We start from the raw sequence: 22,601 nt of genomic DNA, 5'->3' as shown, positions 1-22,601 counted from the left end.
GAAGCTACTTTCGTTTGTCATAACACTCCAAAGGCGTAAATTCGGATACAACGACTCCTACACATCAACTGCACCTTGTAAGTGGTTAAGCAGTTAATTTATCATAATTAGCTAAATTGATAGCCGCATTTAGGTCTCTATCTATTTCATTTCCACATTCACATCGATAAACTCTATCAGAAAGTTTAAGGTCACGCTTAATCTTTCCACATGATGAACAAGTTTTCGATGACGGGAAGAAACGGTCGACTTTGACAAATTCAATCCCATACTTCTCACATTTGTATTCCATTTGTCTAGTAAATTCGTAGAATCCTTGTTTGGCTATTGCTTTTGATAAATGACGATTTTTCATCATTCCAGTTACATTCAAATCCTCCATTACAACTTTGCAAGGTTTGGTTTTCACGATTGCATTTGTTGTTTGATGAAGGTGATTTCTTCGAATGTTTGATAATCGTCTGTGTATAAGTCGTATTTGCTTTTCGGTTTTTATAATGTTGCTTGTTTTGACAAAACGGCTTCCCTCCTTATTTATTTCATATTTTCGAGAAACTCTTCTCTGCAACCTCCGAAGTCGTTTCTCGATCTTCTTTACTTCTACTGTCCTATTGATATTTTTGAATACTTTTCCATCAGAACATACAGCTAGTTCTTTAACTCCTAAATCAATTCCTGTAATATTACTGCTTAATTCAATCTTATCAAGTTCTTGTTCAATTCCAACAGATATATACCAGTACTTCCCATCAAAAGTTATTCTTGGATTATTATATTTTACATTCATTGGTAATTGTTCTGAAGTTTTAACCCATCCAACTTTCTCAATTAAAACCAAGTAATTCTTAATTTTTAATTTCACATTATCGTTATAGAATGACGGTTTACTTTTCTTTCTTGATTTAAATTTAGGGTATTTACTTAAACCTGAATCCGTGACGAAATTTTCACTTAACGTTAACCCATTCGCATGAAATCTAGTATAATAAGCATATCCATTAAATTTAACTCATTCCACATTCAGGTGATCTAATGAAAAAGTTAGTGATAGAAGCCACGAAAGAACGAATTGTTGCCCAAAGCGGTTTAGCGATAGTAGGAAATTTACTAAATCTAACGAATTTAGCTTCCAGGTTAAATGCCTATCGACTCCCTGATATTTCCCGAAATCCCGTCTGTTCCAATGCTGATGTAGCCAAATCCTATATTGGCCTGCTTTGCCAAGGAAAAAGTGATTATGACAATATTGAAACCTTCCGCGAAGATGCCTTTTTTGCACTGGCTTTGGATATCCAAAGGGTTCCTTCCAGCCCGACTTTAAGGCAGCGACTGGACCAAGCTGCCTTGACGGAAAAATGGAAAGCGATCTTGCATGAAGAATCGCTGAATCTGATCCGCAATACAAATGCGGAAATTAGCCCAGTTTACGCCAAAGACAAGCCGTATATCCCGGTTGATCTGGATGTCTCCCCTTTTGATAACTCCAAAACAAAAAAAGAAGGAGTGGAAAGAACCTATAAAGGCTGCGACGGTTATGCACCTATGTTCGCTTACATTAGGCAGGAAGGCTACTGCCTGCATGTTGAGATGCGAAAGGGAAATGACCACTGCCAAAAAGGTACGCCGAATTTTATCAAGGAAACCATCCAATCTGCCAGGAGATTAACGGATCAGCCATTGCTTTTCAGGCTTGATTCCGGAAATGACAGCCGGGATAATCTCATCATTTTCTTGGAAGAACATGCAAGCTTTGTTATCAAACGCAATCCTCGTAAGGAAAAAGCAGAAGACTGGCTTCATATTGCCCAAAAATATGGGATCTGCTGTGAAGAACGGGAAGGAAAGAAGGTTTACCTTGGATCCATCCCCGAAACCATTCAATTAAAAGACCAGATACGAACCATCCGAAAAGTCTTTAAAGTGATCGAAAGAACCATCTCAAGAGACGGCCAGATTTTTTTGATTCCCGAATATGAATTTGAAACCTACTGGACAGATCTTGAAGTGCCGCCTCATGTGGTGATCTCTCTCTATCATGACCATGGCACATGCGAACAGTTTCACAGTGAAATTAAATCAGAACTGGATCTGGAACGGTTGCCATCGGGCAAATATGAAACGAATGGCCTTGTGCTCCATTTTGGTGTATTTGCGTATAATTTACTTCGTTTGATCGGACAAGAAAGTTTGAAAAAACAAGATGCACCATTGAAAAAGAAAGCAACACGAAGAAGAATCCGAACTGTCATCCAGAATATGATTACACTGGCTTCAAAGCTTGTTTACCAAGGTCGGCAATGGAAATTAAAAGTGACGGCGACCAACAAATGGTTGCCGACTTTTGCTCGCTTATACGATGCCTTTTACTAGACAACCAGGGTAATAAGCGATAAGAAGAAAAGCCGAAATAAACCAGAAAACTTGCAAAAAAATGGAAATTTGCAGGTTTATTTTTCGTGCCTAAAATAAATGAAATAGGAAAAAATTTACCTACCAAAGTTACAAAGATATATTTTATGAATAATCAGTTACATCTAGAAATCCACACTTGGGAAAACTACCTATTACCGATGTTTGTTAGATTTTCGTCACGGATTCAGGTTAAACCTTTGAAAAAATTCTTGTACGCGTTACAAGCATCTTTTACAGCTTGTTTAGCAACGTTATTAGATACATCATTTAACCATTTAAAATCCTCTTGTTTCCTTAACTGTGTAATTTCTTTTCTTAGTACATTATCAGATAAAAATTTATTTCCTTGTTTATAATTTTCATTTTGTCTAGCAAGTGTCCAATTGAATACCCATCGAGCAGTTCCTGCTGATTTCCATAATTGTTTTTCTTGATATTCATCTGGTTTAAGTCTTATTTTTTTTGTTAAAAACATCATCCTTTCACTCCTTGACAATTGAAAATGTGTAATAAGTCAATAGTTATTTATAAATGTTTATAATTTTATTTTAACAGGTTCTCGCCTCCTCTGTGCGCGATAAAGTGCATACATTTATTTTAACGCATTTCAGGGGGAAAACCAGCCATCCAGTTTTTCAGCTTGCCATCTTCCTGCGTACATTTTTTTATCTTAACAGCCATGCAGTTAATTTCTTTTCAATCATTCGGCTATTGGGAGTCCCTTCTGGCTGCTGATTCACTATATGGGATCAGCAGACAGATAAAGCGAGGAGTATGCCTTCATTATTTGCAGGTTATGCCTCTGCAGCTATACGCCTTCTGCCTCCAATTAACAGTAGAAATGCAATAACAATATAAACCACTGCCCCCGTAAGGCATCCTCTTAATGTGAGATGGGCATCCACTTCCGGCCCGCTACTGATAAAACTAATAAAATCGATTGTAGCATGAAGCATGATCGGGAGTATTAAACTTCCCGAGCGAAGATATAAGGCACATAAAACTAGGCCTAAACAAGTAACCTGGATGACCTGCAACGTTGTAATATAAAATGATTGATGAAAAAGGTTAATAAAATGAAATCCGCCAAAAATCAACCCGGAATACAGGCAGGCTTTTATTCTCCCTGCATAAGCCGCTTTTCCCTCGTTTAAATAGAAATTGATTTTAGAAAAAATAATTCCCCTGAAATAATATTCTTCGAAGAGCGCGACAATCACTGAAATCCCGCCGGCCTTTAATATATTTAGCAATGCATGACCGGAAGATACCAATATATCAATCATAAAGAAAAAGAAAACGGGTATCATGATCAGCAGTGTTTCTTTAAAAGAAGACTTTATCCGCCATGTTACTTTTTGTTTTAAAAACAACACATTTAAAAAGAAAACACTTACAAGCAGTACCAATTCTTCAACAAATACTTTCGTGATGTCTCCAAAATTTGCGACAAAGGTGAATCTTAAACAAATTAGAACAAAGGCAACCCATGCCATCGAACAAATCATCACCCAACAATCACGCGTTTTTCTCATGAACGCCCACCAGCCATTCGTATCATTTTTCAAACCAAATATGATTTTAACATAATCTCAGGCTGTATTCCGGCGTTCGCTTTTTATAAGCTGTGTCATATGGCTGATCAAGGAAAAAAGAAACATTCTTAAATGCTAGCAACCCTCTAGCATCCCGCTGTAATGAACATTTAGGAAGCCCCTTTTTGGCCATTTTCAAATCATTTTAGCTACAAAAACGATGGCATAGGCAGAAGGAATAAGCAGGAATAGCGATGCGAATGTGCCCACTGTTTTGCTACCTACCATTGCAACAACCACTTTTCTAAAATCCTCTTCACTGCATTTGCCATCGATCACATCATCGGTCATGATGGATAGCTGCGGATCAATGAAGATCGACATCAAAATGGTTGCAACTCCATTAATAATGGAAGATAAAGTGATGCATGTTGCCCTTAAATCCGGTTCAAGACTGCCCGCATAAATCGGCGCCAAAGAACCAACTGTTAATAAAGCAACTGTTACCAGATTGTAAATAATAATTTTCACCGGCAGCTTTCTAAAGTTGAGCTGTAAAATATTTTCTTTTACAGGTACAGCAACGCAGTCCTTCATATAATGAAGACCTGCCTTGGAAAAACTGTGCAGAACCAGCTTAGGAATAGACCGGTCAGCCGAGAAGTACAAAACGCCCCGGTAAAATAGTCTTTGGAAAGTTGGAATGAGCAAAGCGCCAACCGCAGTGGCTACTCCGGAAATAACGATGATAAGGTTAAAAATATGTAATAAGCCGTTTGTCTCCGTATGACCTTCAACATATTTCGTCAGCAGCGGTACTTGAAATGTCACTGCAATCCTGGAAATCAAGGTTAAAATATTGAAGACGGCAAAAGATACTGCAATCTTCCCTGTTCTTACCCCTACCATTCTGACCGAATAAGCTAGGGTTCCAATCAAGGATATGATGAAATTCAAGATGAACACAATGATCATCTGTAAGGCCATATTTCCACCTCCTGGGGTAAATGATCGTCGGACAATCCTTCCCATTCAAGCCCTTCTATCTTCTGTTCCATAGTCTTTGGTGCCACAAAGCTCAACTTTCATTTTACTAAACCAATTTAGCTACCAACAACTTAAAACCATGATTTCTCCCTCTATCATTGCTCAAAATCTTACCCGGTTAAGCGCCAATGGACGTTTTAGAATAGTGCTGGCTATTCCAATTTCAAAGCCATTGAAACACTTCTAACTTGAAACCCCAATTTTTCATATAATCTTATAGCCGGATTACCCTCATATACATTTAAGCGTATCTCCGTAAGTCCTTCTTCTTTTAAGGAATGTTTTGCGTATAGCATTAATTCTTTCGCTATCCCTTTTCCTCTAAACTCTTCCTTTACAAACAATTCATAAATAAACCCGACTGATTTCTCCGTAAAAGAATCTTTGCTTATACCGGTTAGTATCCATCCCAAAACTTGCTGATCCTCAACCGCAACAAAGTAGCTGCATCCCTTTTTTAAAAGGGATGCAACGATTTCCTTTGCTTTTTCAAGATTTGGCTTTGTTTCGCCCATTGTCCCCTCATAAATCGCCTGCGAAGTAAGACGTTGAATTTGTTTCATTTCCAATTGATTCGGCAATCTTATTTCCATTTATCCCTCTCCCTCGGATCAATAGAACTGAAATCCCCCAATCTTGAGGGCCATTTTTAATCCTCTCGATATTTTTCTTGGTACATCGTTTTCTCCACGAGAAATTCGCTAAAACTGCTTTTCATCTTTACCATAATGAAAGAAAATACCACAGACGTATCTTGCTTGCACTTATACTGTTTTACAATGATTAATCTCTAAATCCTCATTTCTTCTTTGATAGCTTTATCTTTTAAAATATCTAACTTAGGCGTGATGAAATAGAAAATAAAGGTCCCTAAAAGTCCGATTACAGTTAATATCCAAGCCATAACGAAGGGTGACAGGAATCCACTTAACGAGACAGTTATTCCGACTATGATCATACATAAGTCGTATTGTAAATTATAAAATGCTAAATATGCACCTCTGGCGTTTTCAGGAGGAATGGTTGCCATGTAAGATTCTTGAACAGGAGCCAATAGTACTTCTCCTAAAGTATGAAGCGCCATCATGATAAATAAAACCCAAATATTATTTGAAAACGCAATCCCGGAAAATCCAATTGTATATATAAAACAATTGACTACTAATATATTCTTATCTTTATATTTTTGTGTTAATTTGGCCGAAAACAAAGCGATTAATGCTACTAATATCGTGTTTTCACTTCTTAATAGCCCCATCATGGTGGATCCATCAATCTTCCACAATAAAAAATCTTGTATAGGCATATGTTTATCCAGCTTTATTCCAATGTAATTGGTCAATTGGTTTTCTAATGATAACAAAAGGACAGCTGCAGTTAAAAAACTTATAAAAAGTCTGTCCTGGACTACTTTCTTGTAGGTGTAGTAGACTTCTAAAATATGTTTTCTAGGCGTCATTTTTGGTGTTGCTATCGATTTGCTAGGTTTGTGGGTCTCTTTTATAAACAAGAAAATGACGATAAGGATGATCGCTGTCATAAGTGTAAGAATTAAAAATAGCTGAAACAGATACCGTTTGAAGAAAAAGGCTCCGATAATCCCGCCTATAGACATAGAGATATTATTTGCCCAGTACATAATAGAATAAATCGTCTTGCGCTGATCAGGCGTACTGACATCAATAAGCATGGCCTGATTTGCAGGTCCGGCAAGTCCCCAGCAAACACTATTCATACACATTGCGATAAATGTTAATCCATAAGATTCAAACCAAGGGGAATTACTCACTGTCATTATAAAAAATGAACAAAGTCTTAAAGACTCAGCTGTGATCATTACATTTCTTCGGCCATACTGATCCGCAATATACCCACTTAAAAGTGACATTGTAATACCGGTAAATACATTGATGAGGATCAGTAAGCCGGTAATTTTCGTTCCAAAATGATCAGCCAAGTATATAGACATAAAGGGAAGTACCATGTTACCCACTAACCTGCTGGCAAATAATTCGAAAATTCTTACTTTTATATTAACGTGAAAATCTCTAAATTTCATAATTTGATCCTCTCAAGGCCATAAAATCTGATTCGGTAAGTTTATAAATGATTCCTAAGCGAATGATTCATATGTCTTCAACCAGCATCACATCGTGCACATCCGGGATGGTACAGCGTATAATCAGTTTGGCCTCCGCTTTTTCTTCCCCACTTATTCTTTAATAGCTTTGTTTTAAATGCTTTGTGCTGCATTTCAGGGTACTGCTATTGTTAATTCGTTTCTCCAACCTTCCCAATCACATTTACACCATTGGGATCTTTTTGATTTGAAATAAGGATACCACTCATCACTGCTTTACTTATTGTAGGGGTTTCTCCTATTTTTGAGCGAATAAAATGAACTGGACTGTTTAATAATTTAGATAAATCTCTTTCGAATCCCTCTTTTTTTAAAATTAACTCCAATCCCTCCATTTTTTCACTGGATCGTGTTCCATCTATTGAGTCGGCATTACTTTGAAGCTCAATTCTAAAACCATAGGGCGTTCCTATAAAAGTTCTTCTATCATTCGTGTTAACTGGCCAGTTCATGCTCCGGGCATTGTGACAAATTTTATCGAGTTCTTTTTTTGTTACTAAAAATCCAATGTGATCAAACATAACCTTTTTCCCAAATCCAAAAGTGATGTTCATTGCACCTCTCCTGACTTCAATTATCCTGAAAGTAATAGGTTTGTTCCGGAAATCATCCCATTCCAAAGGAGGATTGAAAGTTTGATATTCTCCTTGGTATTTCCCCGTCCGAAGTGAAGTTCGAAAACCATTCTCTACATAGAATTTTTCTGTTTCCTCTAAATGAGGTGTCCAAAAATGATAATGGAATAGCAGCATATGAACCCTCCTCAAGTTTTCCCAAATTACTCTAAAATCAAGTACAGATTCTAACACTGAGCTGGCAGGGCAGGCTGGATTTGTATGTATTTCCCGGTACGCTTAAATGAACCAAGAACTCCTTTGGTAAAAGATTCTGCAAAACAGTCCCCTTTTTCGTTAAACACTATGGCCGGATTATTCATTAAATCCTGTTTTTTGTATTCATTTTATCATATATTCTAACGCATATTCCGCACGTAAATTTTTCCATTTTGTGATTTTTTTAAAGGAATTTTCTCCTTCTTTGTAGAATTGAATGATTATCTAACTAGAGGAAGATGAGGAAATTTTTATGTCAGATCAAATTTTAACCTTACATGTGGGGCCGTCTCAACTTTTATCTAAACTGTGTGATGAAATAGAACTCGAAAAGACCATTAATGATTTAGTCAAATGGGATTCTGTCCGTTGTCATATCTCACCCGGAACAAGGATTAAAGCCCTTGTCTTAAACATTTTATGCAGTGGCAAGCCCCTTTATAAGGTTCATGAATTCTATCAAAACCTAGATTCTGAGATGCTTTTCGATACATCGGTTTCACCCGATCAATTAAATGATGATGCATTAGGAAGAGCATTAGATTACTTGTATGAAGCCGAAGCATGGAAAGTCTATTCCACCCTTGCATTAAAAGCACTAAAAAAATTGAATCTTCCTATTGGTGTACTGCATAACGATACAACCTCAATTTCTGTTTACGGCGAATATAAGCAACCGAAGGAAGATGGACTGCAAATTACGTACGGGTATAGTAAGGCCCATAGGCCTGACTTAAAACAAATCGTTCTGGGGATGGGGGTCACACCTGAACGAATTCCTATCCTTGCAAAAGTAGAAAATGGGAATACTTCGGATAAATCTTGGAATGTGGAATTTATTCAAAAGATGAGAAAAATCCTTTCCCATGAAGATTGGAAAAATCTCATTTATCAAGCCGATTCTGCATTAATCACAACGGAAAATCTAGCGGAAATTCAACAACAAAATTTATCGTTTATTTCCCGTTTACCTGATACATTCGGTTTAAGCACAGAACTAAAGAAAGAGGCATGGTTGCTCAATAACTGGGAAAGGGTAGGCTCACTTAGCAATAAAAAAGACGCAGCTATTTACCAAATTCAAGCTTTTGAAAGACAAATTCAAAACCTTCCTTACCGGTTTCTTGTTGTCCACTCAAACAATTTAGATCAACGAAAAGAGAAAACCCTAAATCGGGCGATCGAAAAGGAAGAAATACAATTAAAAAAAGAGATAGAAAAACTGAGTAAAGTTATCTTTCATTGTAAAGAGGACGCACTAGAAGCAATTCAATCTTTTAAGAAAAAACAAAAGGCTTCATATTTCTGTTATAAACTAAACGTCCAGATGAGTGATCAACCTATCAAACGAAAAAAGAGAGGAAGACCTAAAAAGGACGAACAGACAAAACAAGAACAAATCTATCAAATACAACTGGAATCGTTTGAAAAAGATCATGATTTTATCGAAAATAAGAAAAAAATGCTCAGCACTTTTGTTTTAATCACAAATAAATTAGACGAGGAGACACTATCCAATCAAGAAGTTTTGAGGGTTTATAAAGGACAGTCGGCCGCTGAGACCCGTTTCCGATTAATCAAAGATTCACAAATGATTGATGCCATTTACTTGAAAACCCCAGAAAGGGTTGAGGCCTTAGGTATTGTGTATGTGATGGCTTTATTAATCTATGGAATTTTAGAATATCGAGTTAGAAAAGAACTGAAAGAAAAGAACCTATCTCTAATCTTGAAAGGAAAAAGGAAACTCTATCAACCCACAGGCCAAGCATTGTTAGAGCAATTAGAAGATATTACCGTGATCCTTATAAATCAAAATCAACAAAAAATAAGGCTCTTACCCGATAATATTGATTCACAAGCCAAAAAAATCATTGAATTATGCGGGTATGATGTATCAATATACGTGTCAAAAAATGTCGAAAACAAAGGCGAATAACACACAATAGGAGGAATTCATGAAAAGAATGTCGAATTGAAAAGAATTTTATCGAAAATTCCTCAAAAATAAGAAGATATCATCCCACCAAGCCATTTAAATATAGTTCATTCAAAAATTAGAATGAACTATATTTAAGACGTGCGAAATGTGGGTTCTAAATATTATTAAGAAATTTTTCAACTTAAATCTTGTTCCCTCGACAAGGAATAGAAGAATGAAAAGTATTGTATATTGGCTGTGGAACGAAGGATTGCGATATGGAAAACGAAGGCGAAAGAAAAAAACTTAATGGTGGTAAGCTGAAACACCAGTCAAAAAGATCTTTAGCAAATAAAACTCGTTTGATCATGTCTGGTGCATACCGGCTTACACAATGGACTTGCCTGCTTGATTTTTGTAGATGACGCTTTTGACCGCCATATGACGGCCGAACTGGCTTAAAGGCAATGAAAACCGCTTATCAGGCTCGTAACTACTTTTTCCTTATTGGTTTTTCCAAATCTTGATTTACATCCACAACAGTGTTATTTTTGCAGCAGGAAAGACAATAAGAACGTGAAAATCCTGGCAGTAAAATGAGCATAAAAAACAGATGACTGCCACTGGAGGTATAACATGAGTTTTGTTTTGCCTGTTTCCGTTAAAGGCATTATCATACATAACGGTCACGTATTACTGCTAAAAAACGAACGCAATGAATGGGAGTTGCCGGGAGGAAGACTCGAGAAAAACGAAAGTCCAGAAACATGCGTGAAACGTGAAATCAAAGAAGAACTGAATTTAAAGTGCAGCGTTGAAAATATTATTGATTCGTGGGTATATGAGGTCCTTCCAAATAAATTTGTGTTTATTGTAACATATTTCTGTGTATGCGACAATTTGTCACATATTCAGACAGCTCTGAAGAGTAAATTCATCAATTTTTAGATGTTTTATGATAAAATGACTTATCCACATTTAGAAAATTTTTCCATCTATTTTTTCTGCTTTCAAAGTCAAAAAGAGCCGAATTTGCAAATTTCTTTTTTAAAATTGTGGATAACTTCAAAAAAACCTTTTTTTACATCACATCCTTTGCTATAATATAACCATTAAGTAAACCTTACTTGTATTGGCTTACTTAAATGGGTGAAATCCTCGTCTGTTAAAATGCGTGTCCGAAACGATTCCAACAGATTTGAGGATTTTTCTTTTGCCGTTTTTTTGAGTGCTTTTAAGATTGACGAACCTTTTTCAAACAGCTGTCTAATAATATCTGTTATTTGAACTAATAAATAATGATTTTTCATGGCTGTGTAGTTTTGGCTATTGGCATGTTCTATATTGTAACGATTATTTTTTTGTTCGTTAAATCCTTGATTTTCAATCTTCCAGCGGCTTCTTCCTGCAGCGATGAGTCGTTCCACGTTCTTTTTCGTGATTTTAATATCCGTTATAAATACATACTCTTTCGATTTCCCATCCTCTGTTTTCATTGTGGCCTCCATCAGATTGACCGTTCTGTCTTTGTAGGCAATATCATTCACCCAAACTAATGAATTCTGATCCTTACTTTGTTCCAGCTCTTTTATTGCCTTAAACTCCGTCGAGATACTTTTAATTCTCCCTTCCTTAAATCTGCATATATATTTCCATTTGTGCGCCCTGCACAGATTAAATACCGTTTCACATGCATAGAGACTATCTCCCAAGATACAAATCGGTAGTCTTTTAAATATTTTTTTTATTTTCTTTGCCAGCCTGTCGAAGGCTTTTAATTCACAATCTTGCTTAGAAACATTTTCTGATTCATTTTCGATAAATTCGGAGGCAATACTGAAGACCATATCCCCCACGACAAGCTTGGCTTCAAGTACATGGTGCATATAAAGTACGTTCGTTTCTCCTGTTTCTTTATTTGTATATGCCCGTCTCAGGCAGTGTTTACAATGTTTCTCATGAAAGGTGTGTAATCCAGTTCCATCAATGATGACACCCCAGTACTTTCCTTCAATTCGATAAGACTCGAGAGACCTTTTTTTCAATAATTCTTTAATCATATACGTTCTAATTTTTTCTAATTCATTTACATCTAAGCCAGATAAAAAGTCGTTAATTGTATCATAATGTGGAAGTTCTTCAAGAGAATCTAAGCCTAACACCTTCCCTACATTTTTAATACATTCTTCTTTATTAAAACTCTCACTCATGTTTCTCATGGATTTTAGGCCGGTCATATTTTTCAACATCATCGTAAATAAAAGGACCTCTGGACCATAAGTGATATAGCTTTGATGTCGGTGGTCTGCTACCTTTTTTAGGTTATTCATCAGGTCTTTGAAAAAATGCTTCTGAATTTTAAGGAACTCGAAAAAATAATTTGCTTCTTTTTCACGATTTCTTTTTTCTTTTCTAGTAACCAAAATAAAAACCCCCTCAAAACAGCCAAGTTTAATTAGGGCTTGCTGAACGAATCAAATTTTAGCTTGTATTCGACTTGTCACTAAGCCATGCCAAAATATTCGTTCAGCAAGCTCTAATTATTTAAATTATTACATATTTGGCCGCTTTTTTGGGAGGTATATTTAAATTATCACGAAAAATTTTTACTCCTCAGAGCTGATATTCAGATAAGCGAGGAACATATAGAATACAAATGGATTAAAATAAACCATTTAGAAAACGAACTTATACCAGAAGGATACAGGCATTCAATAACAGCGGCGGCAAAATTGGTTTACGAAAAAAAAGGATAGTCAGCAAACCCTTATAATTTGGGCTTGCTAAACGAATCTAATTTTGGATTGTATCCGGTTTGTCAGCATGCTGTTTTCGATTTTATATGAGAGTATTTACGATGTTACAGGCTCCTTGTAGCCCAAGGATTTGAAATAGAAGTGACCAGACGAAAACAATCGAGATCTACAAAAATGAGGTTGGACAAAGCCCCCACCCCAATACAATAAAAGCTGGAGAGCCTGCACCATCAGTGAGTTAAAATAGTTTTAGGCCCATTCTTAATAACACAAATGGGCCTGTTTACGTGCAAGGTCTTGGAGATTCAGACCGGCTTCGTCTTATACCGGGTGACCCTGTTGAAGCATTAAAAAAAGAAAAGGGAGAAAGGCCGTTAATACTACCTGTTATTGACTAAGCTGCTTTTCTAATATCTCTCCCGGAAGCCCATCCATCTCACAAATCTTTACAGTACAGAAACCATTTTTTAACAGAATCTTTTTTGAAGCAGTGTTATTTGGATCTATGATTGCAGTAAGCTTATGCAGACCGGCATGATTGGCTGCGTTGATTAATTTACTGGCAATTTGACCGCCGTAACCTTTTCCCCAATATTCAGGGAGTAACATATATCCAATTTCAGCCTCACTCGGCACTTCTTCATTTAAAACCAGGCTTCCGAGCCCGATGAATTTTTTTAAGCCGACATAAACTTTAAATGTCCCAAACTGTTTAAACTTTTGGTTTCGATCTAATACTTTTTGATATTTTTGCATTGCTTCCTCTATTGACAACGCCCGTTCCGTTATCATTGCCATTACATCCGGGTTAGAGTAAAGTTTTAAATAATCATCAAAATCATCAGATCCGAACTTTTCTAAATGAATTTCTTCCATTGTAAAAACCTCACAATATACAGTTATTAAACCGGCCGGGCTTTCTAAAAAACTGAACCGCCCGGTTGCAGCACGACGTATGCCTCATATTCCCATCGAACCTTGAATAAATCATCACTTGTCAAACGAAATTGCTTTTTCTCTCCTAAAAAAATCATAAGCATTTTCTAGTGCGAATTTGCGCTGACAAATTGCGGAAATTCTTTCGTTTTGGAGTAAAAAACAAATGAATACTTCAGGGCTTTCGCGTTTCCCAGTTCCATGCATGACAGAAGTCCCCAATTTAGTTCCATGTTACCGCCCAACTCTTTTTTACTATTTTTGTGTCCGGTCAGAAGAAAGTAAACTATAAGAGTAAGAATCGTAAAATGTACCATTTACACAAGTCCAATGGCGCAATATTCCTTCTCTTGTGAAGTTGAACTTTTCCAGTAGCTTACATGATGCAGGATTCTCCAAAAAAACATATGCCGAGATTCGTTCCAGATTCCACTTGTTAAATATTTCATTCAGAAACAGCCCTAGCATTTCAGTAGCCAACCCTTTTCTCTGATGCTCAGGCGCTACAATATAATCAATTTCAGCTCGCATATTTCTTGCATTGTATCTTTTGAGCGTGATGATTCCGACAAAATCGTCTGTAGCTTTTAAATAAGCTGCATATCTTATGCCGGTTCCTTCTTTTTTCATTTGAATATTTTGTTCTATAATTTTTAAAACCTCCTGCTTGTTTTTAGCAGCCATTCTTCCAAAAAATCTCATGACTTCTTCATTAGCATATAAACTGAATAAACCGTCTAAGTCTTTTTCAGATATGCTCCTCAATATAATTTTATTATTTGCTAATAATGGCATAATATGATCCCTCATTTTTTAAATATTTGAGTCTATTATAATGAAAAGGTGACACAAGAACGAATGATAAGACATTGTTGTTGTGTAAAATATTACCCATTGAGAAAATTACCCCCCTTTTCCTACAGGGAAAAAATCATTCAGATACACCAACTTTATTACTATGATTTATCCTTAACATCCCGTACAATGCATGACTTAAAACATTTAAAAGGCGGCAACTTTGGCATTGATGCCAAACGCCAAACACTTTATAATATTTATTATCAAAAAATTCTTTCCAAAGGAGCCGTTGTCCAATGTGATGTAAGCCTCTTAAACAGCTATAAAAACTGAATAAAGGGGCTTGATCACAGTGAAGCAACGCTCATTCGGATGTCTGGTGTTTGGCCAGTGCCTGGCGAATGCAGGGGATGTGTTTTATATTGTCGCATTGATTTCCCTTGTCTATTCTGTCACGGGATCGACGCTGTTTGTGTCGCTTGTTCCATTCACCAACACGTTGACGATGTTTGTCAGCGGCTTGATTGCACCGATATTGTTGGACCGTTTTTCGCTCAAAAAGGTGCTGGTGTATTCGCAGTTGATCAAAACATTGCTCTTAATGGCATTAGCTGTTTACGCAATGGTTTTCATTCAGCCTGCTACAATTACCTTGCTGTTTCTGCTCGTTGGGCTGATTTCATTTTTTGACGGGTGGGCTTCACCTGCCAGGAGTTCCATGATCCCCCGGCTTGTTCCACGGGATCAGCTCGTAAAAGCAAACAGCCTTGTCTCTATTACAGACCAATCCATCCAATTAGGGGGTTGGGCGCTTGGCGGGATCATCCTGTCCTCATTCGGTTCAACCGGGATGTTTTGGATCACCTTTAGTGTGTATATGCTTTCCACCTTGATGATGGGTTTCATTGTGGACAGGAAGCACGCAAACTGGCAGGAAAAACAGGGTAATGCTTTGAGGAAAGCAATGGTGGAAGGATGGCAGATCATTTTTAAAAACAGGGCGTTAAGAACGATTCACTTGCTGATGGTTTTTGAAACAGTTGCGAGTACGGCCTGGCTGTCTGCCGTCCTGTATGTTTTTATTCGGGAACGCTTGAAAACAGGGGTTGCGTGGTGGGGGTACTTAAACACGGCCTTTTTTATCGGCATGTTGCTGGCCGGCTTTGTCGGCTACAGGTCCGCCCTCATCAAAAACCGGCCGATCCTGACTGTGGTCACCGGTAGTGGGATGGTGTGCCTGACCACACTGTTTTTCGGTTTCAATACCGTTCCATGGGTAGCATTGCTGCTCATTGCGGCCAACGGGATATTCGACCAGCTTAAAGGTATCTCTTTACAAGTGATCTTGCAAACTACTGCAGACGACCGGATGCTGCCGAAAATCTATTCCACCCAAAATGCTTTGGTCACACTCGTTTTCGGGCTTTCTACCGTGGCGGCCGGGGCAGTCTCAGACCGGTTCAACATTATTTTTACATTCATCGGTGCATCCGTGCTTTTGATGATTTCTTTTGTTATTCTTTTAAAAAAGAAAAATACTTTAATCACGGAACAGCATGAAACCACCTCAGATGTACAGTAAAATAGAAACCTGCTCTCACTTCGAGCAGGTTTTTGCCAATTCGGGTGATAAAGCGGGAAGGCGGGAAGATTGGATCAGGAGGAGATCTGGTTGAAAAAATTTGCGGTTATTGAAGTGGTATTTGGATTGCTAGGTGTTCAAGTATTAAAACCATTTGCATCAATCCCACTTGATCACACTCCTAACCAGTTGTCTTAGGATTTCCAAACTCATTGGAAAACATTGACTTGGTGACGGGAATAACCTGGCCGATTCCTTTCTTTGCATGCGTTGTTCTGTTCATACTTGGGTTAACAACGCTGGGGATATTAGACCCTTTTCACCTCTCCCAATTCCGATTTTGTCATGAAATGGATGGATCTACGAGAAAAGGCACTGCCTCTGTTTCTAAAGACGGGTTATAGTTGTAGTGTATTTTTTATTAAACAATGCTTCTTTGGATCCATTTATTTTTTCGGCTATAATACTACTAAAAATAATGATGAAACAAGATATTTCGTTATTTTCATGAGAATATCCCCAATAATAGTAAACATCTGTGCCTTTCACGTAATGTACTTTGACTTTCTCTTGACTTGGTTTATCCCATACTTCCTTTACATGCTTAGAACTTTTCCCGAATATTAAATTACCTTGAAGCACGAGAGCGTTTAATTGACAATCCGCTGGTTAGATAGAACTGTCTCGATAAAACCTCTAATTAGGGCTTGCTGAATTGAATAAGCAAAATTTCTAGATTTGGCAAGGATGCTGGCAGCTTTGGCAAGAATTAATGCAAGGGTTTTATAAAAAATGAAGGGAAAAGCTTACACTTTGAAACGCGCCCTATGTGAAGAAAGGACGTCGTTTTTTCGTGCTTCCTTAACATAGACGCGCTCTATGTAAAGAAAGGACGTCTTTTTTTCACGCTTTCTTAACGTAGACGCACTCTATGTAAAGAAAGGACGTCTTTTTTCCACACTTCCTTAACATAGACAGCCTCTATGTAAAGGAACAATGTCATTTTTCCGCGCTTCCTTAACATAGGGCTTACTGAATAACCAAAATCCCCAGATTTTTACAGTATGCTGACAGCTTTGGCAAAAAGTTCTAGAGCTTGCTGATAAATTGGGTGAAAACTAGAATCGGATTCGTTCAGCAAGCCTTCATTAGACATTTGGCGAGTTAGGGGAGCATATAGATAAAAGCCCACATCTTCCATCAATTAGGAAAAGTGGGCTTTTATTGCCGCTAAAGGCCATTCAGTACTTTGCTTCACCCCAGCACTTCTTCCGCAATAAGCCTGTAAGAATGTATCCGGTCCTGGGGAGAATGGGCAATCGTCAAAATCATGATTTCATCCGTTCCGTATTTTTCCTGCAACTTAGTGAATGCCGCGTGTACTTGCCGCGGATTCCCGATCACCATGTTTTGCTTCATTTTTGCCAATTTCTCTTTGTCTTTTCCGGTTAATGGATAAGATTTTGCTTCTTCAATAGACGGCACGGATGCTTGTCCCCCTTTTTCCGCCTGCAGCTGCCATATCAGGGAACTCCATGCCACTTCTTCCGCTTTCTCAGCTGTTTCGGCACATACTGCGGAAACGGTTAACAAAGTTTGTGGCACATCCCCCGGCTTACGGGGCGTAAAAGCCTGCTCATATTGCTTTAAAATTGCCGTGCCATCCTGTTCGCTCATGAACTGGCCAAACGCATACGACATGCCGTACCGGGCAGCCAACACGGCACTTTTGCCACTTGTGCCAAGCAGCCAGGCACGCGGCGGATCGGCCGGGACAGGGGCAGCCTTGACGCGGGAAAAAATATTGTCTTCCGGAAAATCGTGATGGAGAAAATGAAGCAATTCTTCCACCAGTTCCGGCATCTTGTACACTTTTTGCAAAAATTGATCGGATAATGCGCTGGTTGCTTCGGCAGAACCACCCGGCGCCCGGCCAATGCCGAGGTCAATGCGGCCTGGAAACAATACGGAGAGCAAATTGAACACTTCCGCGACTTTGTACGGTTTATAATGCGGCAAAAGCACGGCCCCGGAGCCGATCCGGATTGTGCTCGTATGCGCGCCGATAAATCCAAGCATCACTTCGGGCGCACTGCTGGCAAGACCCGGCAAATCATGATGTTCCGCAATCCAGTACCGCGTGTATCCGAATGACTCTCCTGCACGGGCCAGTTCCATCGCGTTGTTCAGGGCGTCTTTCGCTGTTTGACCGGAAGAAATAGGCGCCTGGTCTAAAATACTGAGTTTCACGCTTTGTTCTCTCCTTCTTTCACTTCCAGCAATGCTAAATGGTAGTCGCCGACCTGGCCTTTTTCATATAGATTCGTAATGGAAGTAGAATATTCCCGGATCGCACCCCTGAAAGCAAGCCCCTTTTCAGGCACTTCCACATCAAATTTTCCCTGATACAGCAAGGTGGCAATATCATGATAATCATCGCTTGTGACCTTGAAGTCAACCACGATCTGCTTCAGCCCCTGTACGTCCTCTTCCCGATAACGTTCCACATCAATCTTCCGTTTGTTTAATACGATATAGGATACCAAAACAACACCTGCTTTCACCTTTTGTCTCCTTTTAGTCTACATGCACGGCTGCACCAAGTACAGGAGAGAGGCTTGCCCGTGCGGCCGGTGTTTCTCGAGGGACGTGCCCAGACTAAAGCAACCCGTTGCGCTTGAAATGCACCTTAGCTGCTTTCTAAAACAAACCGGCCGAATCAAGCATCAATCGAAAGCCTTTAAAAATTGCTCCCCTTCTAGTTGTTTTGCCCAGCGCCTGAACTCGCTATGATTGATAAAGTAAATATTATGGCTTTTTTGCTTGGTTTCCGTGATGAGCTTGCAACTTTTCAAAATGTTCAGGTGCCTGGAGATCGTGGCAGGGTTCAGGTCTAATTTTTCGGCCATCTCCTGGGCTTTGATTCCTTCCTTTCTTGCAATCAAAGACAAAATCCGTATACGCATCGGCTCTGATAACGCTTTGCCAAAAAAGGAGATTTCATCCAATGTGGCCGGCGTGTCATTGATCTCAAAAGGGGAAGGAGCGGGCAATGGCTGGTCCACATATGCTGTAAGATCATAAACGAGATTTAATTCGCCCCATCCCCAAATCAGGATGAACTTTGGTGAAACAAAGTAAGAAGGAAAAAAGCGAACCACTTCTGTTTGCTTATTCTCAGGAAATTGTTCAGGAATCGTTTTTCCCTTCAGCAGCCTTCTCAAAACCTCATTTAGCCCTTTCGTATTCAGGTCCCTTGCCAGTTTGTCATTCGCTTGCTCCCAAAAAGACGCCACATGCCTTGCTATTTTAAAAAAATATTCCTCATAGTATGCAGACCATAAATCGACCAACTCTTGATGCCAAACAGGCCAATTTTCCGCAAAAGCCAACTGTTCCTGGTGCACGAATCCGCCCTTTTTTTCAATTCTTTGCTTTATTTCATTTGACGGTTCGGGCGAGTTTTCAAAAATGGTTTCAATTTCCTCCACCTCCAGATACCGGCCCAATAAGTAATAAAGAAAACGGGGACGATCCATCTGTTGAACCCAATGGATAAAATCCTGAATAGAATGGGGCTGGCTTAGCCCAATCACAAGCTCAGCAAGCTGGGCCCCCATCTCAAAACCGCCGTAGTACCTTTTGAGTAATCCTTGATTTTCCGTATAAAAATTTTGCAAGTTTATATCTTCCCATTCCAACCGCCCTTGCATGAGATAGCATTTTCTTAAAGATGCCATCATTTCAAAGACAGGAGAGGTTAAAAACTCCAATTTAATTTGAAATTCATTTGAATCAGGGGTTAATACTGCCATATGACCACAACTTTCTTATATTTTATCTATTTTCCATACAATACGAGAATAAAAATCATCGATGGCTTTAGCGACAAGTGCTTTGGAATCGGATGAAGCAATGATGTACCCGCCTCTTGTAAACGAGTCACGGCTTCCGGGGATGTGCTCCCCTACTTGATAAGCAATTTTCCATTCCACAACAGGCTCCGGGACAGAGGACCTCAGCTCCAAAGCACTCAATCGCCCTTCTTCAAGCATAAAAAACTTCACTTGTGAAAATTTTGTATGCTGTGGCTGCATATCAAGATTGTGTTTCCCTTCAAAGCTTAATATGCCAAGTTCGTATTGGTTGAGACCGCTGGACAGAAAGTGCAGAAACGGAATAAAGTCCCCGCCCCGGTCTCGTATGTGCTTCAATTACAACCGGGCGTTTGTTGACAACATCCCATTTTACTTCAACATGCCCGGGACCGTATTGAACGCCCAGAACAGTCAGTGCTTTTTTGACGATCTTTTCTATTTGCTGTTTTTGCTCAGTTTCCAGGAGCGCAGGCACAATATGCCCGGTTTCGATAAAATTTGGCATACCACTCGTTTCCTTTTCCGTAATGCCAAGTACCGTATGCGTCCCTTCAGATGAAACTGTTTCTACGCTAAACTCCGGGCCTTCAATAAAAGGTTCCAAAATCCACTCAAGTTTACTTTGGGCATGAGTCCGCAGCCATTTTTCCCAATCCGATTGGTTTTTTATATAAGCAACATTTTGACTGCCAAATCCGTCATTGGGCTTGATGATCATCGGCAACAGACCGGAAATTTTTTCGGGGAGTCTGTCTGCCTTTCCGCAAAAAGTTTGCAGTTTCAAATCATCATGAGATGCAAAAGCATTTCTCATCAGATTTTTGTTTCTTGTCCGCCTTACTGTTTCAAACGGATTGGTTTTTAAATTGTATCGCTCACTCAAGTAAGCTGCTGTTTCAAGTCCCAGTTCCGTAAAACTAAGGATGAGTTTAATATCTTCATACTGGGAAAAAATTTTTTCGACCACTTTATGCGCGGCATCGGTATCCCAAATATCCGCAAAATAGATGGCCTCCGCTAATGCAGTTACTTTTTCAGAAATGCTTTTCTTTGGACGCTCAATTACGATAACATGATACCCGCATGCGTGAGCAGCTGAAATTCCCTCCTCACTCGCGCCCAATAAGATGAGCCGCTTCAATGTTTCCAACCCCCCATCGCAATTTCTTAATTTTCACCTTTTCTCATGGACAGTGATCGCAAAATCAAACTTAAACCGATTATCACAGTCATGACAGTCAACAGCAAGTATAATCTCCCCGGAAAGAATTTCAACAAACTTAACCCTGCATAACTTCCAAAGGACTCCCATAGCCCCCATACAACGCCGGCAATGCCAAAGGCCCATGAAGAGCTCAAATTCCCATGTTTTTGTAAAACCTCTGTATCTATCAATGGTGTCCAAATGATTTCACTCAGGCTGAACAAGAACATAGATAAAAAGATAGAAAACACTGTTCGGTCAATCCAAAGAAGAAAGAAGGAGCTACCAAACAACAAAAAAGACAACGCATACCATTGTTCCTTTTTCAGCTTTGGCTGAACGGAAGGAAAGATTCCTTGGAAGGCAATAACCGTTACAGCATTCAGTGTGAAGACAAGCCCCGTTGTCTTGCCGCTGATTTCACCCGATACATATACAGGCAGAGTGGAAAACATTTGAATATAAAAGAACCAGAGTAAGCCTGATCCGAATAAAAAACGGAAAAACGGACTTTTCAGCAAATGATATCTCTCTAAATACAGGTATTTAAATAGATTTAAACGATTCTCTTCTTTTTCCATGGGTGGTTCAGGAAGTAGACAGGCCACTCCTCCCGCTATAAAGTAACTGCCAGCGGCTAAAAACATTAGCCACAATGATTTTAAATCCAAGATCCAGCCGCCTGCCAAAGGCCCAATCGAAGCTCCGAGGTTTACGGCTATATTTAATAACGCAAATGCGCGCAGGCGCTTATGCTCATTCATAAACGATATTTGCGTTTTCAAGGCGACATTGTATAAAGAGATGGTAGTACCGAGCAATGCGGACAGGGCAATGAATAACGGAAAATATGGAACGATGGGAATAAGCATCAGTATACCACCGCTGGACCATAATCCAAGGATGAGGCTTAAACGCACCCCCAGCCGGTCGATCAACCCGCCAACGAATGCACCCCCGGCTTTTGAAAACAAAGTCAGACTGGCAACAATGATACTGGCTTTGGACAAATCCAAGGACTTGGTTTCGGTTAGCCATAGTGCCAAAAGCGGGGTAAAGATATAGAACCCCAGGGAATTGAAAAATCTTACTAAAAAGGACATCCATCCTTCGTTCACTTTTCTAAACATATAAGGCGCTCCTCTTAAAACTTGCATAAACATCTTTTATGATGCGGGCTGCTTGTTCAACTTGCTCCTCCGATATGTTTCGGTGAACAACAATCCGTACAATGTCGGGTAACCGGGGAAATAATAGGAGCCCTTTTTTCTTACCCAATTCGATTAAATTGTATAAGGAAATCCCACTATCATTTGCACTGGAGGACATACGCTTTTTTTCCGGCAATAAGAGGGCTTCTGTTTCAATGCGCCTCATCCATTTCCGCCGGTTTTCTAAGGGCATAGTCATAACATGTCATCTCCTTTATTTTCATGATTGCGCAATTGTACAATTACACAATCAATTATATAAAGCGTGAAACAACACGTCAACCATAAAACGTACAAAAACCGTTAAATTACTGTCAATGAAGCGCGGCCGCTTTTGGGGTTTCCCTT

At 39.0% G+C, this 22,601-nt stretch carries 18 protein-coding genes and 2 pseudogenes; 4 read left to right on the top strand and 16 right to left on the bottom strand.

Translation table 11 applies throughout. The features are described 5' to 3' along the window. Window positions 1-85: 85 nt before the first annotated feature. Window positions 86-928 (bottom strand): annotated as a pseudogene (locus NSS95_RS00850) (RNA-guided endonuclease InsQ/TnpB family protein); the annotation flags it as partial. A gap of 104 nt (window positions 929-1,032) precedes the next feature. Between NSS95_RS00850 and NSS95_RS00845 the strand changes: the two are divergent. After that, window positions 1,033-2,370 carry an IS1380 family transposase gene (locus tag NSS95_RS00845; RefSeq protein WP_110133732.1) on the top strand — a complete coding sequence of 446 codons (1,338 nt, stop codon included), beginning with the start codon at window positions 1,033-1,035 and terminating at the stop codon, window positions 2,368-2,370. A 232-nt stretch (window positions 2,371-2,602) separates the two neighbouring features. Here NSS95_RS00845 and NSS95_RS00840 read toward each other — a convergent pair. The 6 genes and pseudogenes from NSS95_RS00840 to NSS95_RS00815 all read right to left on the bottom strand — a co-directional run. Next, a pseudogene (locus tag NSS95_RS00840) lies at window positions 2,603-2,887 on the bottom strand (helix-turn-helix domain-containing protein); the annotation flags it as partial. Window positions 2,888-3,206: 319 nt separating this feature from the next. Beyond that, the gene (locus NSS95_RS00835) at window positions 3,207-3,947 is read right to left on the bottom strand and encodes a CPBP family intramembrane glutamic endopeptidase (RefSeq protein WP_110133731.1); all 741 of its coding nucleotides are present in this window, start codon (window positions 3,945-3,947) and stop codon (window positions 3,207-3,209) included. 195 nt (window positions 3,948-4,142) lie between these two features. Next, window positions 4,143-4,934, bottom strand: coding sequence for a lipid II flippase Amj family protein (locus NSS95_RS00830; protein WP_110133730.1), 792 nt, complete (start codon window positions 4,932-4,934; stop codon window positions 4,143-4,145). A 212-nt stretch (window positions 4,935-5,146) separates the two neighbouring features. Next, complete coding sequence (locus NSS95_RS00825; RefSeq protein WP_014096423.1) at window positions 5,147-5,587, bottom strand: GNAT family N-acetyltransferase; 441 nt, start codon at window positions 5,585-5,587, stop codon at window positions 5,147-5,149. A 197-nt stretch (window positions 5,588-5,784) separates the two neighbouring features. Beyond that, a complete protein-coding gene (locus NSS95_RS00820; protein WP_014096424.1) occupies window positions 5,785-7,053 on the bottom strand; it encodes an MDR family MFS transporter in 1,269 nt (422 codons plus the stop codon). 212 nt (window positions 7,054-7,265) lie between these two features. After that, entirely contained in the window at window positions 7,266-7,886 is a 621-nt protein-coding gene (locus NSS95_RS00815) for a hypothetical protein (protein ID WP_017550280.1), read from the bottom strand. Between the two features lie 334 nt (window positions 7,887-8,220). Between NSS95_RS00815 and NSS95_RS00810 the strand changes: the two genes are divergently transcribed. Then, entirely contained in the window at window positions 8,221-9,906 is a 1,686-nt protein-coding gene (locus tag NSS95_RS00810; protein WP_013858307.1) for an IS1634 family transposase, read from the top strand. Window positions 9,907-10,524: 618 nt separating this feature from the next. Beyond that, a complete protein-coding gene (locus tag NSS95_RS00805) occupies window positions 10,525-10,836 on the top strand; it encodes an NUDIX hydrolase (protein ID WP_237340698.1) in 312 nt (103 codons plus the stop codon). Between the two features lie 164 nt (window positions 10,837-11,000). Here NSS95_RS00805 and NSS95_RS00800 read toward each other — a convergent pair whose 3' ends face one another. From NSS95_RS00800 to NSS95_RS00790, 3 genes are all read right to left on the bottom strand, one after another. After that, window positions 11,001-12,311, bottom strand: a complete 1,311-nt coding sequence (locus tag NSS95_RS00800) for a transposase family protein (protein WP_013858128.1) — start codon at window positions 12,309-12,311, stop codon at window positions 11,001-11,003. Between the two features lie 720 nt (window positions 12,312-13,031). After that, window positions 13,032-13,520 carry a GNAT family N-acetyltransferase gene (locus NSS95_RS00795; RefSeq protein WP_014096428.1) on the bottom strand — a complete coding sequence of 163 codons (489 nt, stop codon included), beginning with the start codon at window positions 13,518-13,520 and terminating at the stop codon, window positions 13,032-13,034. 315 nt (window positions 13,521-13,835) lie between these two features. Next, a complete protein-coding gene (locus NSS95_RS00790; protein ID WP_017550282.1) occupies window positions 13,836-14,375 on the bottom strand; it encodes a GNAT family N-acetyltransferase in 540 nt (179 codons plus the stop codon). A 355-nt stretch (window positions 14,376-14,730) separates the two neighbouring features. Here NSS95_RS00790 and NSS95_RS00785 point away from each other — a divergent pair, with 355 nt between their 5' ends. Continuing rightward, window positions 14,731-15,960, top strand: a complete 1,230-nt coding sequence (locus tag NSS95_RS00785; RefSeq protein WP_014096432.1) for an MFS transporter — start codon at window positions 14,731-14,733, stop codon at window positions 15,958-15,960. Between the two features lie 1,254 nt (window positions 15,961-17,214). Here the strand turns inward: NSS95_RS00785 and NSS95_RS00780 are convergent. The 6 genes from NSS95_RS00780 to NSS95_RS00755 form a co-directional block, all read right to left on the bottom strand. Beyond that, window positions 17,215-18,210 (bottom strand): LLM class flavin-dependent oxidoreductase, encoded by a 996-nt coding sequence (locus tag NSS95_RS00780; protein ID WP_061577476.1) that lies wholly within the window; start codon window positions 18,208-18,210, stop codon window positions 17,215-17,217. Next, entirely contained in the window at window positions 18,207-18,506 is a 300-nt protein-coding gene (locus NSS95_RS00775) for a YkvR family protein (RefSeq protein ID WP_026104497.1), read from the bottom strand. Before NSS95_RS00775 ends, NSS95_RS00780 begins: the two co-directional genes overlap by 4 nt. A gap of 180 nt (window positions 18,507-18,686) precedes the next feature. Next, window positions 18,687-19,775, bottom strand: coding sequence for an ArsR/SmtB family transcription factor (locus NSS95_RS00770; RefSeq protein WP_014096435.1), 1,089 nt, complete (start codon window positions 19,773-19,775; stop codon window positions 18,687-18,689). Between the two features lie 15 nt (window positions 19,776-19,790). Further along, window positions 19,791-20,015: a hypothetical protein gene (locus tag NSS95_RS00765; RefSeq protein WP_046721642.1), complete on the bottom strand. Its 225-nt coding sequence runs from the start codon at window positions 20,013-20,015 to the stop codon at window positions 19,791-19,793. Between the two features lie 61 nt (window positions 20,016-20,076). After that, window positions 20,077-20,979 (bottom strand): ATP-grasp domain-containing protein, encoded by a 903-nt coding sequence (locus NSS95_RS00760; protein WP_014096436.1) that lies wholly within the window; start codon window positions 20,977-20,979, stop codon window positions 20,077-20,079. A gap of 26 nt (window positions 20,980-21,005) precedes the next feature. Beyond that, on the bottom strand, window positions 21,006-22,172 hold the full coding sequence (locus NSS95_RS00755) for an MFS transporter (protein WP_014096437.1): 1,167 nt from the start codon (window positions 22,170-22,172) through the stop codon (window positions 21,006-21,008). Window positions 22,173-22,601 lie beyond the last annotated feature (429 nt).

Source organism: Weizmannia sp. FSL K6-3076 (genome assembly GCF_038007245.1).
GTDB classification, from domain to species: Bacteria; Bacillota; Bacilli; order Bacillales; family Bacillaceae_C; genus Weizmannia; species Weizmannia faecalis.
Note: the sequence above shows the minus strand (reverse complement) of the source record. Positions and strands in the feature narration are given on the sequence as shown.

What these genes read in the sequence shown, in the direction of transcription:
- NSS95_RS00845 (WP_110133732.1), top strand. Translation starts at nt 1,033, where the DNA reads ATGAAAAAGTTAGTGATAGAAGCCACGAAAGAACGAATTGTTGCCCAA.
- NSS95_RS00835 (WP_110133731.1), bottom strand. Translation starts at nt 3,947, where the DNA reads ATGAGAAAAACGCGTGATTGTTGGGTGATGATTTGTTCGATGGCATGG.
- NSS95_RS00830 (WP_110133730.1), bottom strand. Translation starts at nt 4,934, where the DNA reads ATGGCCTTACAGATGATCATTGTGTTCATCTTGAATTTCATCATATCC.
- NSS95_RS00825 (WP_014096423.1), bottom strand. Translation starts at nt 5,587, where the DNA reads ATGGAAATAAGATTGCCGAATCAATTGGAAATGAAACAAATTCAACGT.
- NSS95_RS00820 (WP_014096424.1), bottom strand. Translation starts at nt 7,053, where the DNA reads ATGAAATTTAGAGATTTTCACGTTAATATAAAAGTAAGAATTTTCGAA.
- NSS95_RS00815 (WP_017550280.1), bottom strand. Translation starts at nt 7,886, where the DNA reads ATGCTGCTATTCCATTATCATTTTTGGACACCTCATTTAGAGGAAACA.
- NSS95_RS00810 (WP_013858307.1), top strand. Translation starts at nt 8,221, where the DNA reads ATGTCAGATCAAATTTTAACCTTACATGTGGGGCCGTCTCAACTTTTA.
- NSS95_RS00805 (WP_237340698.1), top strand. Translation starts at nt 10,525, where the DNA reads ATGAGTTTTGTTTTGCCTGTTTCCGTTAAAGGCATTATCATACATAAC.
- NSS95_RS00795 (WP_014096428.1), bottom strand. Translation starts at nt 13,520, where the DNA reads ATGGAAGAAATTCATTTAGAAAAGTTCGGATCTGATGATTTTGATGAT.
- NSS95_RS00790 (WP_017550282.1), bottom strand. Translation starts at nt 14,375, where the DNA reads ATGCCATTATTAGCAAATAATAAAATTATATTGAGGAGCATATCTGAA.
- NSS95_RS00770 (WP_014096435.1), bottom strand. Translation starts at nt 19,775, where the DNA reads ATGGCAGTATTAACCCCTGATTCAAATGAATTTCAAATTAAATTGGAG.
- NSS95_RS00765 (WP_046721642.1), bottom strand. Translation starts at nt 20,015, where the DNA reads ATGCTTGAAGAAGGGCGATTGAGTGCTTTGGAGCTGAGGTCCTCTGTC.
- NSS95_RS00755 (WP_014096437.1), bottom strand. Translation starts at nt 22,172, where the DNA reads ATGTTTAGAAAAGTGAACGAAGGATGGATGTCCTTTTTAGTAAGATTT.